Source organism: Spiroplasma endosymbiont of Acasis viretata, from assembly GCF_964031275.1.
GTDB classification, from domain to species: Bacteria; Bacillota_I; Bacilli_A; order Mycoplasmatales; family VBWQ01; genus Spiroplasma_E; species Spiroplasma_E ixodetis_A.
In genome coordinates this window covers 1,188,625-1,205,900 of sequence record NZ_OZ035019.1, presented here as the reverse complement: position 1 = coordinate 1,205,900, position 17,276 = coordinate 1,188,625, and the positions used below count along the sequence as shown (strand labels likewise).

At 24.1% G+C, this 17,276-nt stretch carries 18 protein-coding genes and 3 pseudogenes; 17 read left to right on the top strand and 4 right to left on the bottom strand.

The window, feature by feature from the left end; all coding sequences use genetic code 4:
* Positions 1-34 precede the first annotated feature (34 nt).
* Both AAHM96_RS06690 and AAHM96_RS06685 read right to left on the bottom strand, forming a co-directional pair.
* Entirely contained in the window at positions 35-916 is an 882-nt protein-coding gene (locus AAHM96_RS06690; RefSeq protein ID WP_342273028.1) for a DegV family protein, read from the bottom strand.
* Positions 917-1,066: 150 nt separating this feature from the next.
* Positions 1,067-1,423, bottom strand: a pseudogene (locus AAHM96_RS06685) (transposase); the annotation flags it as partial.
* 258 nt (positions 1,424-1,681) lie between these two features.
* Between AAHM96_RS06685 and AAHM96_RS06680 the strand changes: the two are divergent.
* The 15 genes from AAHM96_RS06680 (at position 1,682) to AAHM96_RS06610 (ending at position 14,724) form a co-directional block, all read left to right on the top strand.
* Positions 1,682-1,975: a hypothetical protein gene (locus AAHM96_RS06680; protein ID WP_342273027.1), complete on the top strand. Its 294-nt coding sequence runs from the start codon at positions 1,682-1,684 to the stop codon at positions 1,973-1,975.
* 164 nt (positions 1,976-2,139) lie between these two features.
* A complete protein-coding gene (locus tag AAHM96_RS06675; protein ID WP_342272844.1) occupies positions 2,140-2,343 on the top strand; it encodes a hypothetical protein in 204 nt (67 codons plus the stop codon).
* 44 nt (positions 2,344-2,387) lie between these two features.
* Positions 2,388-2,570, top strand: a complete 183-nt coding sequence (locus AAHM96_RS06670; RefSeq protein WP_342273026.1) for a hypothetical protein — start codon at positions 2,388-2,390, stop codon at positions 2,568-2,570.
* Between the two features lie 153 nt (positions 2,571-2,723).
* Positions 2,724-3,513 (top strand): IS5 family transposase gene (locus tag AAHM96_RS06665; RefSeq protein ID WP_342273025.1). Its coding sequence is split into 2 segments (ribosomal slippage): positions 2,724-2,993 and positions 2,995-3,513, totalling 789 coding nucleotides; the frame shifts between segments, so codons are not numbered across the junction.
* 45 nt (positions 3,514-3,558) lie between these two features.
* Positions 3,559-4,107: a hypothetical protein gene (locus AAHM96_RS06660; protein WP_342273024.1), complete on the top strand. Its 549-nt coding sequence runs from the start codon at positions 3,559-3,561 to the stop codon at positions 4,105-4,107.
* A 37-nt stretch (positions 4,108-4,144) separates the two neighbouring features.
* Positions 4,145-4,934 (top strand): IS5 family transposase gene (locus AAHM96_RS06655; protein WP_425288787.1). Its coding sequence is split into 2 segments (ribosomal slippage): positions 4,145-4,414 and positions 4,416-4,934, totalling 789 coding nucleotides; the frame shifts between segments, so codons are not numbered across the junction.
* A gap of 148 nt (positions 4,935-5,082) precedes the next feature.
* Positions 5,083-6,321, top strand: coding sequence for an IS256 family transposase (locus AAHM96_RS06650; RefSeq protein ID WP_342273672.1), 1,239 nt, complete (start codon positions 5,083-5,085; stop codon positions 6,319-6,321).
* A gap of 206 nt (positions 6,322-6,527) precedes the next feature.
* The gene (locus AAHM96_RS06645; protein ID WP_342273023.1) at positions 6,528-7,145 is read left to right on the top strand and encodes a hypothetical protein; all 618 of its coding nucleotides are present in this window, start codon (positions 6,528-6,530) and stop codon (positions 7,143-7,145) included.
* A 100-nt stretch (positions 7,146-7,245) separates the two neighbouring features.
* Positions 7,246-8,223, top strand: a complete 978-nt coding sequence (locus AAHM96_RS06640; protein ID WP_342272762.1) for an IS3 family transposase — start codon at positions 7,246-7,248, stop codon at positions 8,221-8,223.
* A 385-nt stretch (positions 8,224-8,608) separates the two neighbouring features.
* Complete coding sequence (locus tag AAHM96_RS06635) at positions 8,609-8,752, top strand: hypothetical protein (protein WP_342273022.1); 144 nt, start codon at positions 8,609-8,611, stop codon at positions 8,750-8,752.
* A gap of 57 nt (positions 8,753-8,809) precedes the next feature.
* The gene (locus tag AAHM96_RS06630) at positions 8,810-10,048 is read left to right on the top strand and encodes an IS256 family transposase (protein WP_342273740.1); all 1,239 of its coding nucleotides are present in this window, start codon (positions 8,810-8,812) and stop codon (positions 10,046-10,048) included.
* A 667-nt stretch (positions 10,049-10,715) separates the two neighbouring features.
* Positions 10,716-11,339, top strand: a complete 624-nt coding sequence (locus AAHM96_RS06625; protein ID WP_342273021.1) for a DDE-type integrase/transposase/recombinase — start codon at positions 10,716-10,718, stop codon at positions 11,337-11,339.
* Positions 11,340-11,490: 151 nt separating this feature from the next.
* Positions 11,491-11,754, top strand: a complete 264-nt coding sequence (gene secG / locus AAHM96_RS06620) for a preprotein translocase subunit SecG (protein ID WP_174480339.1) — start codon at positions 11,491-11,493, stop codon at positions 11,752-11,754.
* Between the two features lie 106 nt (positions 11,755-11,860).
* Entirely contained in the window at positions 11,861-14,137 is a 2,277-nt protein-coding gene (rnr, locus tag AAHM96_RS06615; protein WP_342273739.1) for a ribonuclease R, read from the top strand.
* Positions 14,110-14,724 carry a hypothetical protein gene (locus AAHM96_RS06610; RefSeq protein ID WP_281748619.1) on the top strand — a complete coding sequence of 205 codons (615 nt, stop codon included), beginning with the start codon at positions 14,110-14,112 and terminating at the stop codon, positions 14,722-14,724. The genes rnr and AAHM96_RS06610 overlap by 28 nt, the downstream gene beginning before the upstream one ends.
* Here AAHM96_RS06610 and AAHM96_RS06605 read toward each other — a convergent pair whose 3' ends face one another.
* Positions 14,725-15,117, bottom strand: coding sequence for a hypothetical protein (locus AAHM96_RS06605; protein WP_339040785.1), 393 nt, complete (start codon positions 15,115-15,117; stop codon positions 14,725-14,727).
* Positions 15,118-15,393: 276 nt separating this feature from the next.
* On the opposite strand from AAHM96_RS06605, the gene smpB reads away from it, so the two are divergent.
* A complete protein-coding gene (smpB, locus tag AAHM96_RS06600; RefSeq protein ID WP_342273020.1) occupies positions 15,394-15,825 on the top strand; it encodes an SsrA-binding protein in 432 nt (143 codons plus the stop codon).
* Between the two features lie 183 nt (positions 15,826-16,008).
* Here smpB and AAHM96_RS06595 read toward each other — a convergent pair.
* Positions 16,009-16,302: pseudogene (locus tag AAHM96_RS06595) on the bottom strand (transposase); the annotation flags it as partial.
* 75 nt (positions 16,303-16,377) lie between these two features.
* Between AAHM96_RS06595 and AAHM96_RS06590 the strand changes: the two are divergent.
* A pseudogene (locus tag AAHM96_RS06590) lies at positions 16,378-17,259 on the top strand (IS256 family transposase); the annotation flags it as partial.
* Between the last annotated feature and the right edge of the window lie 17 nt (positions 17,260-17,276).

The window sequence follows — 17,276 nt, the reverse complement described above, 5'->3', positions numbered from 1 at the left end:
TTAAATGTTTCTCATAAAAGTGAATTTTTTATTATTATAATTTTGGTAATTTATCTTTATCTAAATTAAAAGCAACAAAACTGAAGGTTCCAATTCCTGTATGAGCACAAATTACATTTGCTAAATTAATAGTTTTGACGTTTTTAATGCCATAATCTTTAACAAATTTTGTAACTTTTTCTATTTCTTTTGCCTCAGCAAAAGCATGAATAATGTAAAAAAGAGTAATACTTTCTATTTTTTTATTTTTATTAATTTCTTTAAGAGTATTTTTAATAGCTTTATCTCATGTTCTTGTTTTATCAAATTTATCAATGGTTCCGTCAAAAGATAAAATTGGAGTTATTTTTAACATAGTAGCTAAGGCTGCTGCTGATTTTGAAATTCTACCACCACGAACTAAATAATTTAAATCATAAGGTAAAATAAATGCTATATAGTTATCTTTTATTAATTTTAGTGCTTCTATAATATCATTAACATTATTTTTTTCGTTAAGTGACATTTGATATGCTTTTTTAACTAATAGTCAGTTAATAACTGAAACACCATTACTATCAAAAACAAAAACTTTATCTTTAAAATTATATTCTTTTGATAACATAGTAGCAGTGTTATATTGACCTGATAACCCTTTTGATAAAGGAATAAAAATAATCTTTTCAAATTTAGTTAAAGCATCTTCTCAAATTATACTCATTTGACCAAGTGGTGTTTGCGAAGTTTTGGCAGATTGTTTTTCATGAACTATTCTATTATAGAATTCTTCATCCTTTAGAATGTTAGGGTCATCAGTAATAGTTGTATCATCACTAAAAGTGATTAATAATGGACAAAATCCAATATTCATTTCTTTTAAATCTTTAATTGAAAATCCTGAAGAGGAATCAGCAACAATACCAATTTTTTTTTTCAATTTTCTCACCCTAACTATAATATTTTTTACTTATTTATTAAATTATAACATATATTTTTTACTTAAAAATGGACTTTCATCGTTGAAAGATATATAAAATAGTTAATATGTTGTTTTTAGAATAATTTATTCTTGTTTCTTAGAACCTGTTTAAAATCTTTTCAATAAAATTGAAATAAAGGCAAGAACAACCATTTGTAAGCTAGTATTTAATTTTTTTTCACAATTTTTTCATAATCTTCTGCATTTTTCTAATCATGCAAAACTTCGTTCTACAACTCATCTTTTTGGTAATACTACAAAAGAATGTAATTCATTACGTTTTATAACTTCAACATTTGCATTTATAATTGTTTTAATTTTAGAAGCAAATTTTTCACCAGTATAACCAGCATCTACTAGTATTTTTTGAACTGCAGAAAGATTCTCTTTTTCATTTTCAATCATTATTATAGCACTATTACGATCTGTTTTTTCTGCTGTGGTTATGTAAATTGCATGTGGCAAGTGGCTAAGTTCAAAACAATTATTAACTAATCCATTAGCAACTCCTAAAATTATTGGTGCTTTAATGGTATTAGTACAAGATGTTTTCAACTGAGATTATTTCGAAAATCACCCAAAAAATAAAAATAAAATAACAAATTATAAAGGAAATATAAAATTAACAAAACATGAACAAGATGCTTATAAGCATATTCAATATTATTTAAAAAATCATAAAAAAATATTAATTTTTGATAATTATTTAAGGAAATTATAAAGATGAAAGAGAAAGTAAATTATGTCAAATTAACAGTAAAACTGAGTAACAGTATTGAAGCAAAATATTACGAAAAAGGTAATAAAGGATTATATTATAGTGTTCGTGGACAATGAAATGGATTAAACTATGTTACTTTAATTTTTAACAATCCAAAGCTTTATAACCGATGTATTTTATTAAACAAAAACGATGAAATTATAGTAACTGGTCAAATCTTTAATACTTTAAATATTCCTAAAAATCGTGCATTTTGTTCAATTAATGTTAAATGATTTAAAAAATGAAAAGAGTAAAAAATAATATTATGAAAAATTTTATTAATAGTACCAATATTAATAACAAGTATAACACTAATAATATTTTTAATATTTATTATTAAAGAATTAAAAAATGAATATAAAGTATTGAAAATATTAAGTGAAATTGCTAATCAAATTAAAAATAAGGAGAATAATTAATGATTATATTACCTACTTTGTTTGAAAATAAAGATGAAATTGAAATATTATCACCATTTCCAAAAGCAATTCATACAAGTAATGATATTAGAGCAATTATTTTAAGACAATACCCAAATGTTAAATCAAAACACATAATTGTTTCTGACCCCGAAAGTAATGTTGCATTAATAGTTGGTGATAATTACGTTTATCAAGGTTAAATTAAAGTAACAATTAAAAAATTAGAAAATTAAAGGAAAATAAAATGATTAATGATTATGAATGACTATGATATTGTGATAGTTATGGTTATAAAAATAATAATAGTAATCAAGAAATATATGTTTGCTCAATTAAAAAAGATACAAAATTAGGATTATGTAAAACTCATTTTAATAATTACAAAAATATAACAATTGATTATGTTATTGAAATTAAAGGAGAATAAAAAAATGAAAAAGGAAAAAATTAAAATTAGAAATTATGAATTTGAATTAAATTCTTATGTAGTAGATTCTTTATTAGATGTTATAAGAACCTGTTTAAAATCTTTTAGAAAATAAAGTAAAATCATTATATACTTTAAAAGTAAGAGGTGTATATGATTAAAAATTATCCAAGTAATGTTAGTAAAGAGCAATTTGAAAACATAAGATTAATTTTAGAAAATAGCAAAAAGAAAACAAAACCAAGAAATTTAGATTTATATGAAGTGTTTTGTGCGGTTTTATATGTATTAAAAAGTGGTTGCCAGTGAAGAATGTTACCAAAAAATTTTCCAAAATGACAAATTGTATATTATTATTTTCAAGCTTGAAGTAAAAATAATGGCAAAGAACTTATTGTATTGCAACTAATTTTAAAAAAAATAAGTTATAAAAATTCGAGTCAATAATGGTAGAAAAGAACAAACTAGTTTTTGTATAATTGATTCACAAAGTGTTAAAAATACAGATACTACTAAAAATAAAGGTTATGATGCTGGTAAAAAGATTTCAGGAATAAAGCGTCATATTGCTGTTGATTCTCAAGGTTTACCACATGCAATTTACATAACTACGGCAGAAAAAACAGATCGTAATAGCGCTATAATAATGATTCAAAATAAAAAAGAAAATCTTTCTGCATTTCAAAAAATAATAGTAGATGCTGGTTATAGTGGTGAAAAATTTGCTTCTAAAATAAAAGAAATTATAAACGCAAATGTTGAAGTTGTAAAACATAATGAACTACATACTTTTGTAGTATTACCAAAAAGATGAGTTGTAGAACGAAGTTTTGCATGATTAGAAAAATGTAGAAGATTATGAAAAAATTGTGAAAGAAAATTAAATACTAGCTTACAAATTATTATTCTTTCATTTATTTCAATTTTATTAAAAAGATTTTAAACAGGTTCTAAGAGAACTGATAAAAACAAATAAAGGAGAATAAAAATGGAAACAAATAATTATACTTTAATCAAATTAATTAGAACTGGTATAAGTCCTATTTGTGCAATGATTGGTAAAAGTGCTTATTATGGTCAAGTAATAAGTAATCCATTATTAGGTTCAATTAATAGTTTATTATTTGGTAAAAAATTAGGTTTAGATATATGAAATTTAAATCAAAGACCAAATACTAAAACTAAGTTAATTAATAGTAGTAAAAAAATATTATTAGGTTTAGGAACAATTGGATTAGCAAATTATAGTAAATGAAGTGAAAATAATATTACTCCTATTATTCCAACAACACCAACTCCAATAACTACTACAACTACAACAGAAGGTCCTCCATGATTACTATTAAATAAACAAGAAAATCAGTCATTAATGGATTGAGATACTTATATTTCATTAAATGCTTATGGTATATCAAATCTTATCAGTGGATTAACTGAATTAATTCCTAATAGATTTGAAACAATAAGAACCTGTTTAAAATCTTTTAGAACCTGTTTAAAATCTTTTAGAACCTGTTTAAAATCTTTTAGAGAATAGGATAAAATGATTATATATTTTAAAATAAGAGGTATATATATGTAAAAATTATCCTAGTAATGTTAGCAAAGAGCAATTTGAAAATATAAAATCAATTTTAGAAAATACTAAAAAGAGAACTAAACCAAGAAGTTTAGATTTATATGAAGTATTTTGTGCAGTTTTATATGTATTAAAAAGTGGTTGCCAGTGAAGAATGTTACCAAAAAATTTTCCAAAATGACAAATTGTATATTATTATTTTCAAGCTTGAAGTAAAAATAATGATAAAGAACCTAGTGTATTACAATTAGTTTTAAAAAAAATTAGTCAAGGCATTTCGTATCAATAATGGTAGAAAAGAACAAACTAGTTTTTGTATAATTGATTCACAAAGTGTTAAAAATACAGATACTACTAAAAATAAAGGTTATGATGCTGGTAAAAAGATTTCAGGAATAAAGCGTCATATTGCTGTTGATTCTCAAGGTTTACCACATGCAATTTACATAACCACAGCAGAAAAAACAGATCGTAATAGTGCTATAATAATGATTGAAAATGAAAAAGAGAATCTTTCTGCAGTTCAAAAAATACTAGTAGATGCTGGTTATACTGGTGAAAAATTTGCTTCTAAAATTAAAACAATTATAAATGCAAATGTTGAAGTTATAAAACGTAATGAATTACATTCTTTTGTAGTATTACCAAAAAGATGAGTTGTAGAACGAAGTTTTGCATGATTAGAAAAATGCAGAAGATTATGAAAAAATTGTGAAAAAAAATTAAATACTAGCTTACAAATGGTTGTTCTTGCCTTTATTTCAATTTTATTGAAAAGATTTTAAACAGGTTCTTACAAATAGACATCCTATAGGCATAAATAATTTTCAAATTTTATCGGTAATGTTTAGTAATCTGTGTAACTTACAAAAATAACTATGTTTAATTAATTCTAGTAAATATAATTAAATGACTAGAAAGAGTGAGTTACAGATGGCTAAAAAGCAAAATATTAATAATAATGATCCAATATCAAAAGCAGTAGATTTATTATTAGAAAATACTGAAGATTTAACAACAGTTTTTAAAGAGAAAGGATTGTATAAAGAATTAACAAAAAGATTAGTAGAAAAAATGTTGAATTCTGAGATGCAAAATTATTTAGGATATGATAAGAATCAACATAGTAATAGTGACAATGCTCGTAATGGTATAAGTTCAAAAAAATTAATAACTCAACAAGGTAAAATTGAGATTGATGTACCACGAGATCGCAATAGTAATTTTAATCCTGTAATAGTTGCAAAAAGACAAAGAAGATTTGATGGTTTTGATCAACAAGTTCTTTCTTTATATGCAAAAGGAATGACATTATCAGATATTAGAATGCAATTACAAGAGTTATATCATGGTGCTGATATTAGTGAAAGTGTTATTAGCCAAATTACTGATGATGTTATTGATGATGTAAAAGCATGGCAAAATCGACCATTAGAAAGTGTCTATCCGATTGTTTATTTTGATTGCATAGTAGTGAAAGTACGACAAGATAAAAGGATTATTAATAAATCAGTTTATATAGCTTTAGGAGTTGATTTAGAAGGTAAAAAAGATGTTTTAGGTTTATGAATTAGTGAAAATGAAGGTGCTAAATTTTGATTAGCAAATTTAACAGAAATGAAAAATCGTGGCTTAAATGATATTCTTATTGCCTGCAGTGATAATTTAACAGGCATGTCAGAAGCAATACAATCAGTTTATCTTAAAACAGAACATCAATTATGCATAGTTCATCAAATTAGAAATAGTTTGAAATATGTCTCATATAAGCATAGAAAATCTCTAGTTGCAGATTTAAAACCAATTTATACTGCATGTAGTGAAGAACAAGCAATGCAGGCTTTAGAATCCTTTGAAAGTAAATGAAATAAACAATATCCTCAAATTGCTAAATCTTGATATAAAAATTGAGATAATTTAATGGTTTTTATTAGTTATCCAGTAGAAATCAAAAGAGTGATTTATACTACAAATGCTATTGAATCTGTAAATAGTCAATTACGAAAAGTCATCAGAAATAAAAAAGTTTTTCCAAATGATATGGCAGTTTTCAAAATATTTTACTTAGCAATTGAAAATATAACAAAAAAATGAACAATGCCCATTCAAAATTGAAATACAGCAATTGCTCATTTTATGATAAAATTTGAAGATAGAATTAATCTAAACTAGTACTTTGTAAAACAAAGATACACAGATTACATAAAAGCCTCATTTTATCAGAAAATGTTTATGATTTTCAACAGAATAATCCTCATATTGTTTTTGATAGTGATTTAAATGTAACTTTTACTATTAATGAACAAAGCGTAAGATTATCAACTTTACTTAGAAATACTAATTTACGACAAATTAGACGTAATGATCCGAGTACTATTATGGAGAGATTATGAGAATTAAATCCTGATTTAGTTTTTCATTTCGATTTTGCGGCTGGTATAGACTTCTCTCCATTTTTAACTTCAACTACATTAATAATTCCATTATCACATATGTTTCGTCCAAACAGTATAATATTTACACAAAATTTGAATATTATTTATGATTGTGATTTTAGTGTTACTTTTACTACCCTTGAAGATATATCAAATTATAGACCAAGTAATTCGCACACCACTACAACAACAACCCCTTCACCTTCAGCAGGTGGAAGCGCTGTTTTGCCATCAACATCTGAACAATCTTTTAACATTGGAACTAGTTCTAGAAATAGAAATCAACACAGTAATCAAAGTACATACTCTAGAACAAATCAGAAACCAAAGTGTGATATTTTAAAAACACAAATTATTGATCAAAAATTATTAGATATTTATCACACCACATCTACAGAAAGTAAAAATAATGCAAGAAAAAAACTAACAGAAATTTATGGACAACATTTTACTGATGCTAGTTGAGCACAATTTGAAAAAATTGTTGAATTGCATAAATACGGAATCGTTTTTATAACACCTAATAAAAATGAATATTGCCACTTGCCACTTGCCACTTAGCCCTTTTTACTAGACCATTAATTTAAAAAACCTGAATGTATTCTAAAAACAATTGTGTTATATAATTAACACTAATTTTAACCTGAAAGGATTTTTATTAATGGATAAAATTAAACAAATAGCATTAGTAATTAACAAATTAAATATCAAAGAAAAAATTAAAATTATTGATGATTGTAAAAATCAATATTCAATTAGAAACCTATGTCAATATCTTCAATTAAACAGATCAACATATTACTTTTTAAAAAATAAACAAAAACCTATTAAAAAAGAAGAAAATCATATTATTAAATGCAATCATAAATATCAAAAAATATGCCAACTTTTAATCGAATTTCATTCTACAAGAAAAGGCAGAATTTATGGATATTTAAGAATTTTTTCAGCTTTTAAAGAGTGATTAAAACAAGAAAAAAATATCATTTTAAATATAGAATTATCAATAAAACAAATGCGAAAAATTATGAAAGAACACAATATTCAAGGATTAAAACAAACTAAAAATAACTATCCTAAAAACAAAAAAAATCCAAATAAGTGAATACCTACAATGGATAAAGTAAACAAAGATTATAAAAGTACAACCTCTTCAAATCAAATTTGATCAATGGACACTAAACAAATAAATACTAAAGAAGGATGATTATATCTTTTTGTAATTATTGATTTTTATTCAAATAATGTTGTTAGTTATAATATTGCTCCTAATAAATCATATCAGGATTTAATTCTTCCTGCTCTTGAAAAAATCAACAAACAATTTTCTTGAAATCAAATAAAAAATGTTATTTTACATTCAGATAACGCCAACGAATTTTATTGTCACGATATCACAAAATGAGCAGAGGATAAACAAATAATTTTAAGCAAAAAACAACCTTATGATATTGGTGGTAATGTATTATCTGAAAACTGATTTTCTCATTTATCTCAAGAATGACTACCTAAAGGATCAAATCAATATTTATCCATCAATGAAGCTATAAATGATGTAAATCAATATGTTATGTTTTATAATTATGAAAGAATACATTCTAAATTTCTAAAACCACCAATTTTACAAATTAAAATTTAGAATTTTATATCAAAAATGGTCCAGTAATTAAGGGCCAACCACCATATCTTCAATTAAACAGATCAACATATTACTTTTTAAAAAATAAACAAAAACCTATTAAAAAAGAAGAAAATCATATTATTAAATGCAATCATAAATATCAAAAAATATGCCAACTTTTAATCGAATTTCATTCTACAAGAAAAGGCAGAATTTATGGATATTTAAGAATTTTTTCAGCTTTTAAAGAGTGATTAAAACAAGAAAAAAATATCATTTTAAATATAGAATTATCAATAAAACAAATGCGAAAAATTATGAAAGAACACAATATTCAAGGATTAAAACAAACTAAAAATAACTATCCTAAAAACAAAAAAATCCAAATAAGTGAATACCTACAATGGATAAAGTAAACAAAGATTATAAAAGTACAACCTCTTCAAATCAAATTTGATCAATGGACACTAAACAAATAAATACTAAAGAAGGATGATTATATCTTTTTGTGGTAATGTTTAGTAATCTGTGTAACTTACAAAAATAACTATGTTTAATTAATTCTAGTAAATATAATTAAATGACTAGAAAGAGTGAGTTACAGATGGCTAAAAAGCAAAATATTAATAATAATGATCCAATATCAAAAGCAGTAGATTTTTTATTAGAAAATACTGAAGATTTAACAACAGTTTTTAAAGAGGGAGGATTGTATAAAGAATTAACAAAAAGATTAGTAGAAAAAATGTTGAATTCTGAGATGCAAAATTATTTAGGATATGATAAGAATCAACATAGTAATAGTGACAATGCTCGTAATGGTATAAGTTCAAAAAAATTAATAACTCAACAAGGTAAAATTGAGATTGATGTACCACGAGATCGCAATAGTAATTTTAATCCTGTAATAGTTGCAAAAAGACAAAGAAGATTTGATGGTTTTGATCAACAAGTTCTTTCTTTATATGCAAAAGGAATGACATTATCAGATATTAGAATGCAATTACAAGAGTTATATCATGGTGCTGATATTAGTGAAAGTGTTATTAGCCAAATTACTGATGATATTATTGATGATGTAAAAGCATGGCAAAATCGACCATTAGAAAGTGTCTATCCGATTGTTTATTTTGATTGCATAGTAGTGAAAGTACGACAAGATAAAAGGATTATTAATAAATCAGTTTATATAGCTTTAGGAGTTGATTTAGAAGGTAAAAAAGATGTTTTAGGTTTATGAATTAGTGAAAATGAAGGTGCTAAATTTTGATTAGCAAATTTAACAGAAATGAAAAATCGTGGCTTAAATGATATTCTTATTGCCTGCAGTGATAATTTAACAGGCATGTCAGAAGCAATACAATCAGTTTATCTTAAAACAGAACATCAATTATGCATAGTTCATCAAATTAGAAATAGTTTGAAATATGTCTCATATAAGCATAGAAAATCTCTAGTTGCAGATTTAAAACCAATTTATACTGCATGTAGTGAAGAACAAGCAATGCAGGCTTTAGAATCCTTTGAAAGTAAATGAAATAAACAATATCCTCAAATTGCTAAATCTTGATATAAAAATTGAGATAATTTAATGGTTTTTATTAGTTATCCAGTAGAAATCAAAAGAGTGATTTATACTACAAATGCTATTGAATCTGTAAATAGTCAATTACGAAAAGTCATCAGAAATAAAAAAGTTTTTCCAAATGATATGGCAGTTTTCAAAATATTTTACTTAGCAATTGAAAATATAACAAAAAAATGAACAATGCCCATTCAAAATTGAAATACAGCAATTGCTCATTTTATGATAAAATTTGAAGATAGAATTAATCTAAACTAGTACTTTGTAAAACAAAGATACACAGATTACATAAAAGCCTCCTTTTTGTAATTATTGATTTTTATTCAAATAATGTTGTTAGTTATAATATTGCTCCTAATAAATCATATCAGGATTTAATTCTTCCTGCTCTTGAAAAAATCAACAAACAATTTTCTTGAAATCAAGTAAAAAATGTTATTTTACATTCAGATAACGCCAACGAATTTTATTGTCAGGATATCACAAAATGAGCAGAGGATAAACAAATAATTTTAAGCAAAAAACAACCTTATGATATTGGTGGTAATGTATTATCTGAAAACTGATTTTCTCATTTATCTCAAGAATGACTACCTAAAGGATCAAATCAATATTTATCCATCAATGAAGCTATAAATGATGTAAATCAATATGTTATGTTTTATAATTATGAAAGAATACATTCTAAATTTCTAAAACCACCAATTTTACAAATTAAAATTTAGAATTTTATATCAAAAATGGTCCAGTAATTAAGGGCCAACCACCCAATCATAAATATCAAAAAATATGCCAACTTTTAATCGAATTTCATTCTACAAGAAAAGGCAGAATTTATGGATATTTAAGAATTTTTTCAGTTTTTAAAGAGTGATTAAAACAAGAAAAAAATATCATTTTAAATATAGAATTATCAATAAAACAAATGCGAAAAATTATGAAAGAACACAATATTCAAGGATTAAAACAAACTAAAAATAACTATCCTAAAAACAAAAAAAATCCAAATAAGTGAATACCTACAATGGATAAAGTAAACAAAGATTATAAAAGTACAACCTCTTCAAATCAAATTTGATCAATGGACACTAAACAAATAAATACTAAAGAAGGATGATTATATCTTTTTATAATTATTGATTTTTATTCAAATAATGTTGTTAGTTATAATATTGCTCCTAATAAATCATATCAGGATTTAATTCTTCCTGCTCTTGAAAAAATCAACAAACAATTTTCTTGAAATCAAATAAAAAATGTTATTTTACATTCAGATAACGCCAACGAATTTTATTGTCAAGATATCACAAAATGAGCAGAGGATAAACAAATAATTTTAAGCAAAAAACAACCTTATGATATTGGTGGTAATGTATTATCTGAAAACTGATTTTCTCATTTATCTCAAGAATGACTACCTAAAGGATCAAATCAATATTTATCCATCAATGAAGCTATAAATGATGTAAATCAATATGTTATGTTTTATAATTATGAAAGAATACATTCTAAATTTCTAAAACCACCAATTTTACAAATTAAAATTTAGAATTTTATATCAAAAATGGTCCAGTAATTAAGGGCCAACCACCAAAATTTTAATTTTGGAATAAGTCATAATAATAATTATGAAATTTTTTTTATTTTTAGTAAAATTAAGTGTAAAATTAATAATATTATAAAGAAGTGGAAGTGACAAAATGAGTCAAAACATTATTTTTGCTTTTGAAATTATTGCCTTAATTATCGCTATATTATTAGTAATTTTAGGTTTATTACAAGGTAAAAAAAATCATAATGGACTTGGTGCTTTAAGTGGGGGTAATCAAGAATTATTTGCTAGTACTAAAGAACGTGGTTGAAGTAAGTTATTTTCTATTGCCACTTTAGTATTAGGTATATCGTTATTTACTATGGCAATAATAGTAAGAATTCTTATTAATACTATTGGAGTTATAAATTAATGATAATTATTTTATAAAAAGGCACACTAAAATGTGCCTTTTTATAAATTTTAAAAGATAGATTATAATTAATTATATAATTAGGATAAAGTTGGGATTGATTGAAATGAAGCAAGAGATTATTAATGAGTTACAAAATAGTATTACACCTTTATCAACGGTTGATTTAACAGTGAAACTTAATATTACTAATCATCATCAACAGCAAGAACTTATTGCTGATTTAGAAGAATTGAAAAATAGTGAAATTATTTTGGAAAATAAAGAACAACAATTTTATATGCTAAAAAATAATAATTTATTTATTGGCAAAATTCAAATTACTAAAAAAGGATTTGGATTTGTTAAATTATTAAATAGTGAAGAAGAATATTACGTTAATATAAAAAACATAAATAATGCGTTAAATAATGATGAAGTATTATGTAAGTTAGTAAAAATTAATAATCAGAATGATGAGGCTGTAGTATTAAAAATTATTAAACGTGATACTAATCTTCTTGTTGGTACTGTTATTGTTAATGCAGATACGAAAGTAAAAACATTATTAATTCAAAATGCAAAGTTACAACAGTATGAAGTTAATATTTTAAACCCCGATAAAGCGTTAGAAAATAATATTGTTGTTGCAAAAATTAAAAATTTTGAACAAAATATTTTTAATGTTACTATTACTAAAATCTTGGGTAATATTAATGATCCTGGTGTTGATATTTTAGCTGTTATTTATGAAATTGGTATTAAAGCACAATTTGATGTTGAAACATTAACAGCAACAGATAAGGTGCCATTAACAGTTTTAGAATCAGATAAAATTGGTCGTATTGATTTGACTAAAGAGTTATTAGTTACAATTGATGGTAAAGATGCTAAAGATTTTGATGATGCTATTTATGTTACTAAACTAGTTAATGGTAATTATCGTTTAATTGTAGCTATTGCTGATGTTAGTCATTATGTAACAGAAAATAGTCCTTTAGATGAAGAGGCATTTACTCGTGGTACATCTGTTTACTTAGCAGATCGTGTTATTCCTATGTTACCAACACAGTTATCAAATGGTATTTGTTCTTTAAATGAACAAGTAGAACGTTTATGTATGGTTTGTGATATGGAAATTGATAAGAATGGTTTAACAGTAAAACATAAAATTTATCAGGCATTTATGAAATCAGCAAGAAGAATGAATTATGAGGAAGTAAATGATGGATATAATGGTAAAAATCCAAATTTTATTAAAACACATCCACAAATTTGAGAAATGTTACTAAAAGCAAAAGAATTGCACCAAATTTTATGAAAGTTTAAACAAGATGCTGGAGTAATTGATTTTGAAATTAATGAAGCAAAAACAATTATTAACGATAATGGAGAAGTAACTGATATTATTTTAAGAACTCGTGATATCGCTGAAAAATTAATTGAAAGTTTTATGATTAGAGCTAATGAAGTAGTTGCTAAAACTGTATTTGATATGAAATTACCTTTTATTTATCGTGTTCATGAACATCCTCGTTCTAAAAAAATGCATCAAATGGTTACAATTCTGAAATTAATGGGTATTAAATTAAATCCAAAAATCACAAATATTAGTTCAAAAGATTTACAATTATTATTAAATTCTTTAAAACAATTACCAACATTTCAAGTTTTATCAACTTTATTATTAAGAAGTATGGAAAAAGCACAGTATACTAATAAATGTATTGGCCATTTTGGACTTGCTAGTGATTATTATACACATTTTACTTCGCCAATTAGACGTTATCCCGATTTAATAGTTCATCGTTTATTGCGTCAATATATAGTTAAAAGAGAAATAAATGCTAAAATAATTGAGAAATATCAAAGTTTTACTAATTGAGCTGCTGAGCAATCTAGTAATATGGAATTAAAAGCATTAGAGTGTGAACGAGCTGTAGATCAAATGAAAAAAGCAGAATACATGATGCAATTTATTGGTCATAAATTTGAAGGTATAATTTCTAGTATAACTGGTTTTGGATTATTTGTTGAGTTAGATAATACAATTGAGGGTTTAATTAGAATTGCAGACATGACTGATGATTATTATATTTTTAATGAAAAAGCAATGATTTTGTTTGGTGAAAGAAAACGAAAACAGTATGCTCTTGGTCAAAAGGTCAGTGTTCTTGTAAAAAGTGCAAATAAAGTTGCTAGAACTATTGATTTTATTTTAGAAGAAAATGGTCAGCAAAATAAAAACCGTGATAAAAATAATAATAATCAATCATCAAAAATGTATAAAGCAAATAATTTTAAATATAGAAAAAAGATAAAACTAAATGGTAAAGTTAAAAAAAATAAAAGTGAAAAGAAAAATGGAGTAAAAAAATGAAAATACAAGGGCAAAAAAGATTAATTCAACAAAGCAATCTTAACATTGAATGCTATTATTATAATTATTTTAAATCACCAGGTTTAAAACAATATCCGGATTTATTATGAGTTAATGAAGATTATAACTTAATTAAGCAAGTAAATATTGAACAAAATATTGTAATAAGATTAGCAACTAATTTATTTGAAGTTGGTCAAAAATTTAATTTGTTTGAAAATTTAGATTATTTTATTATGATGCCAAAAAAACCTACTTCAGTTAGTAGTTTAGAATTAGTAATAATTGAATTAGTTAAAATTATTAAAAAAAAATTAAATTATAAAATATTATTAATAAATAATATTTTCCAAGTTGATAACTACCGTAAATTTTGAGAAAATAAATTAAAAGTTAGCGAAAGACAAATGGAAATTACTAATAAGATTCATTTATTACCTAAATATATTAATTTTTTTAATAAAAAAAACATTATTATTATTGATGATATAGTTGCCTCAGGGATTTCTATTGCCCAAACTATTTTAGAAATTATCAATAATAACAATGATTTTAAAATTAAAGCTTTGTGTTATGGTTCAGTTTATAATTGAGAAGAAATTTATAAATAGTTAAAAGAGTTTCCTAATTTTTCTCTTTTTTTCTTCTAATGAGTCTGATTCAGATATATTATAAAAATCTTCAATATTATTTATAAATGCATAATTAATTTCAGCATTAATTTGATTTTTAGCAATAAGTTTTAAGATAAAATCAGCAGTATCTGCTTCTAAAGCAAATGTGTAAATTTCAAATTCATCTTCATTAATAATTTCCGTTTTAGTAGAAATTTTTAAAATATGATTTTGTTCATCAATAATAATTTTACAAACCTCAAGTTTTTTACCAGTTAAAATTTTATAAATAATTACTTTATCATTATTATTTTTATCAAAACCCAAATCGCCTTGATAAAATTGACTATTTTTTACTGTTGTTGCTTTAGTATTTAACTCTCCTGCCATGTCCTTAGACTCCTTTCAGTTGTTTATTAATATATAAAATTAACAAAAACCCGTAAAACAAATATAAAATCTATTTCTTGGGTCGCTATACAACAAATATTAATTTTATGTTTAATTTTACATTAATCATTGCTAGAAAAACTATTGATTAATCTAACCTTCATTAGATTATAGCATGTTCTTAATAAAAAACAAATTTAAGTAAGTATTTCGGTATTTATGAAATTATTATTATATAATCTAATTATAAAGTTTATGAAAATAATGGTGGAAACAATGAAAATAATTGCAAAAAATAAAAAAGCGTACTTTAATTATGAATTATTAGAAAAATTAGAAGTGGGAATTGTTTTGACTGGTTCTGAAATTAAATCAATTCGTTTAGGTAATGTATCTTTACAGGATAGTTATGTAACTTTTAGTAATAATGAAGCTTATATTATTAATATGAACATTAATACTTATAAATTTACTACTAGTTATATACTTGATCCATTAAGAAAAAGAAAATTACTTTTAAATGCTCGTGAAATTAAAAAAATTCAACAAGAACAAAAGCAAAAAAACTTAACTGTTGTTCCAACAATCATATATTTAAATAGTAAAAGTAGAGCAAAGTTAGAAATAGCATTGGCTCGTGGTAAAAAAAATTATGATAAAAGAGAGACGATTAAAAATCGTGATGCAGTAAGACAAATCAAAAAATAATAATTTAATTAAGAAAGGAAAAAACTATGATAATATGATTACCTTTCTTAATAATCTTTTGTTTATTTACAAGTTTTTATTTATTTTTTCTTTTTAAGCAAAAGATAAATAAGTGACAATGATTATTTATTAGTTATTATTTGAGGCTTTTATGTAATCTGTGTATCTTTGTTTTACAAAGTACTAGTTTAGATTAATTCTATCTTCAAATTTTATCATAAAATGAGCAATTGTTGTATTTCAATTTTGAATGGGAATTGTTCATTTTTTTGTTATATTTTCAATTGCTAAGTAAAATATTTTGAAAACTGCCATATCATTTGGAAAAACTTTTTTATTTCTGATGACTTTTCGTAATTGACTATTTACAGATTCAATAGCATTTGTAGTATAAATCACTCTTTTGATTTCTACTGGATAACTAATAAAAACCATTAAATTATCTCAATTTTTATATCGGTAATGTTTAGTAATCTGTGTAACTTACAAAAATAACTATGTTTAATTAATTCTAGTAAATATAATTAAATGACTAGAAAGAGTGAGTTACAGATGGCTAAAAAGCAAAATATTAATAATAATGATCCAATATCAAAAGCAGTAGATTTATTATTAGAAAATACTGAAGATTTAACAACAGTTTTTAAAGAGAAAGGATTGTATAAAGAATTAACAAAAAGATTAGTAGAAAAAATGTTGAATTCTGAGATGCAAAATTATTTAGGATATGAAAAAAATCAACATAGTAATAGTGACAATGCTCGTAATGGTATAAGTTCAAAAAAATTAATAACTCAACAAGGTAAAATTGAGATTGATGTACCACGAGATCGCAATAGTAATTTTAATCCTGTAATAGTTGCAAAAAGACAAAGAAGATTTGATGGTTTTGATCAACAAGTTCTTTCTTTATATGCAAAAGGTATGACATTATCAGATATTAGAATGCAATTACAAGAGTTATATCATGGTGCTGATATTAGTGAAAGTGTTATTAGCCAAATTACTGATGATGTTATTGATGATGTAAAAGCATGGCAAAATCGACCATTAGAAAGTGTCTATCCGATTGTTTATTTTGATTGCATAGTAGTGAAAGTACGACAAGATAAAAGGATTATTAATAAATCAGTTTATATAGCTTTAGGAGTTGATTTAGAAGGTAAAAAAGATGTTTTAGGTTTATGAATTAGTGAAAATGAAGGTGCTAAATTTTGATTAGCAAATTTAACAGAAATGAAAAATCGTGGCTTAAATGATATTCTTATTGCCTGCAGTGATAATTTAACAGGCATGTCAGAAGCAATACAATCAGTTTATCTTAAAACAGAACATCAATTATGCATAGTTCATCAAATTAGAAATAGTTTGAAATATGTCTCATATAAGCATCGAAAATCTCTAGTTGCAGATTTAAAACCAATTTATACTGCATGGTGGTTGGCCCTTAA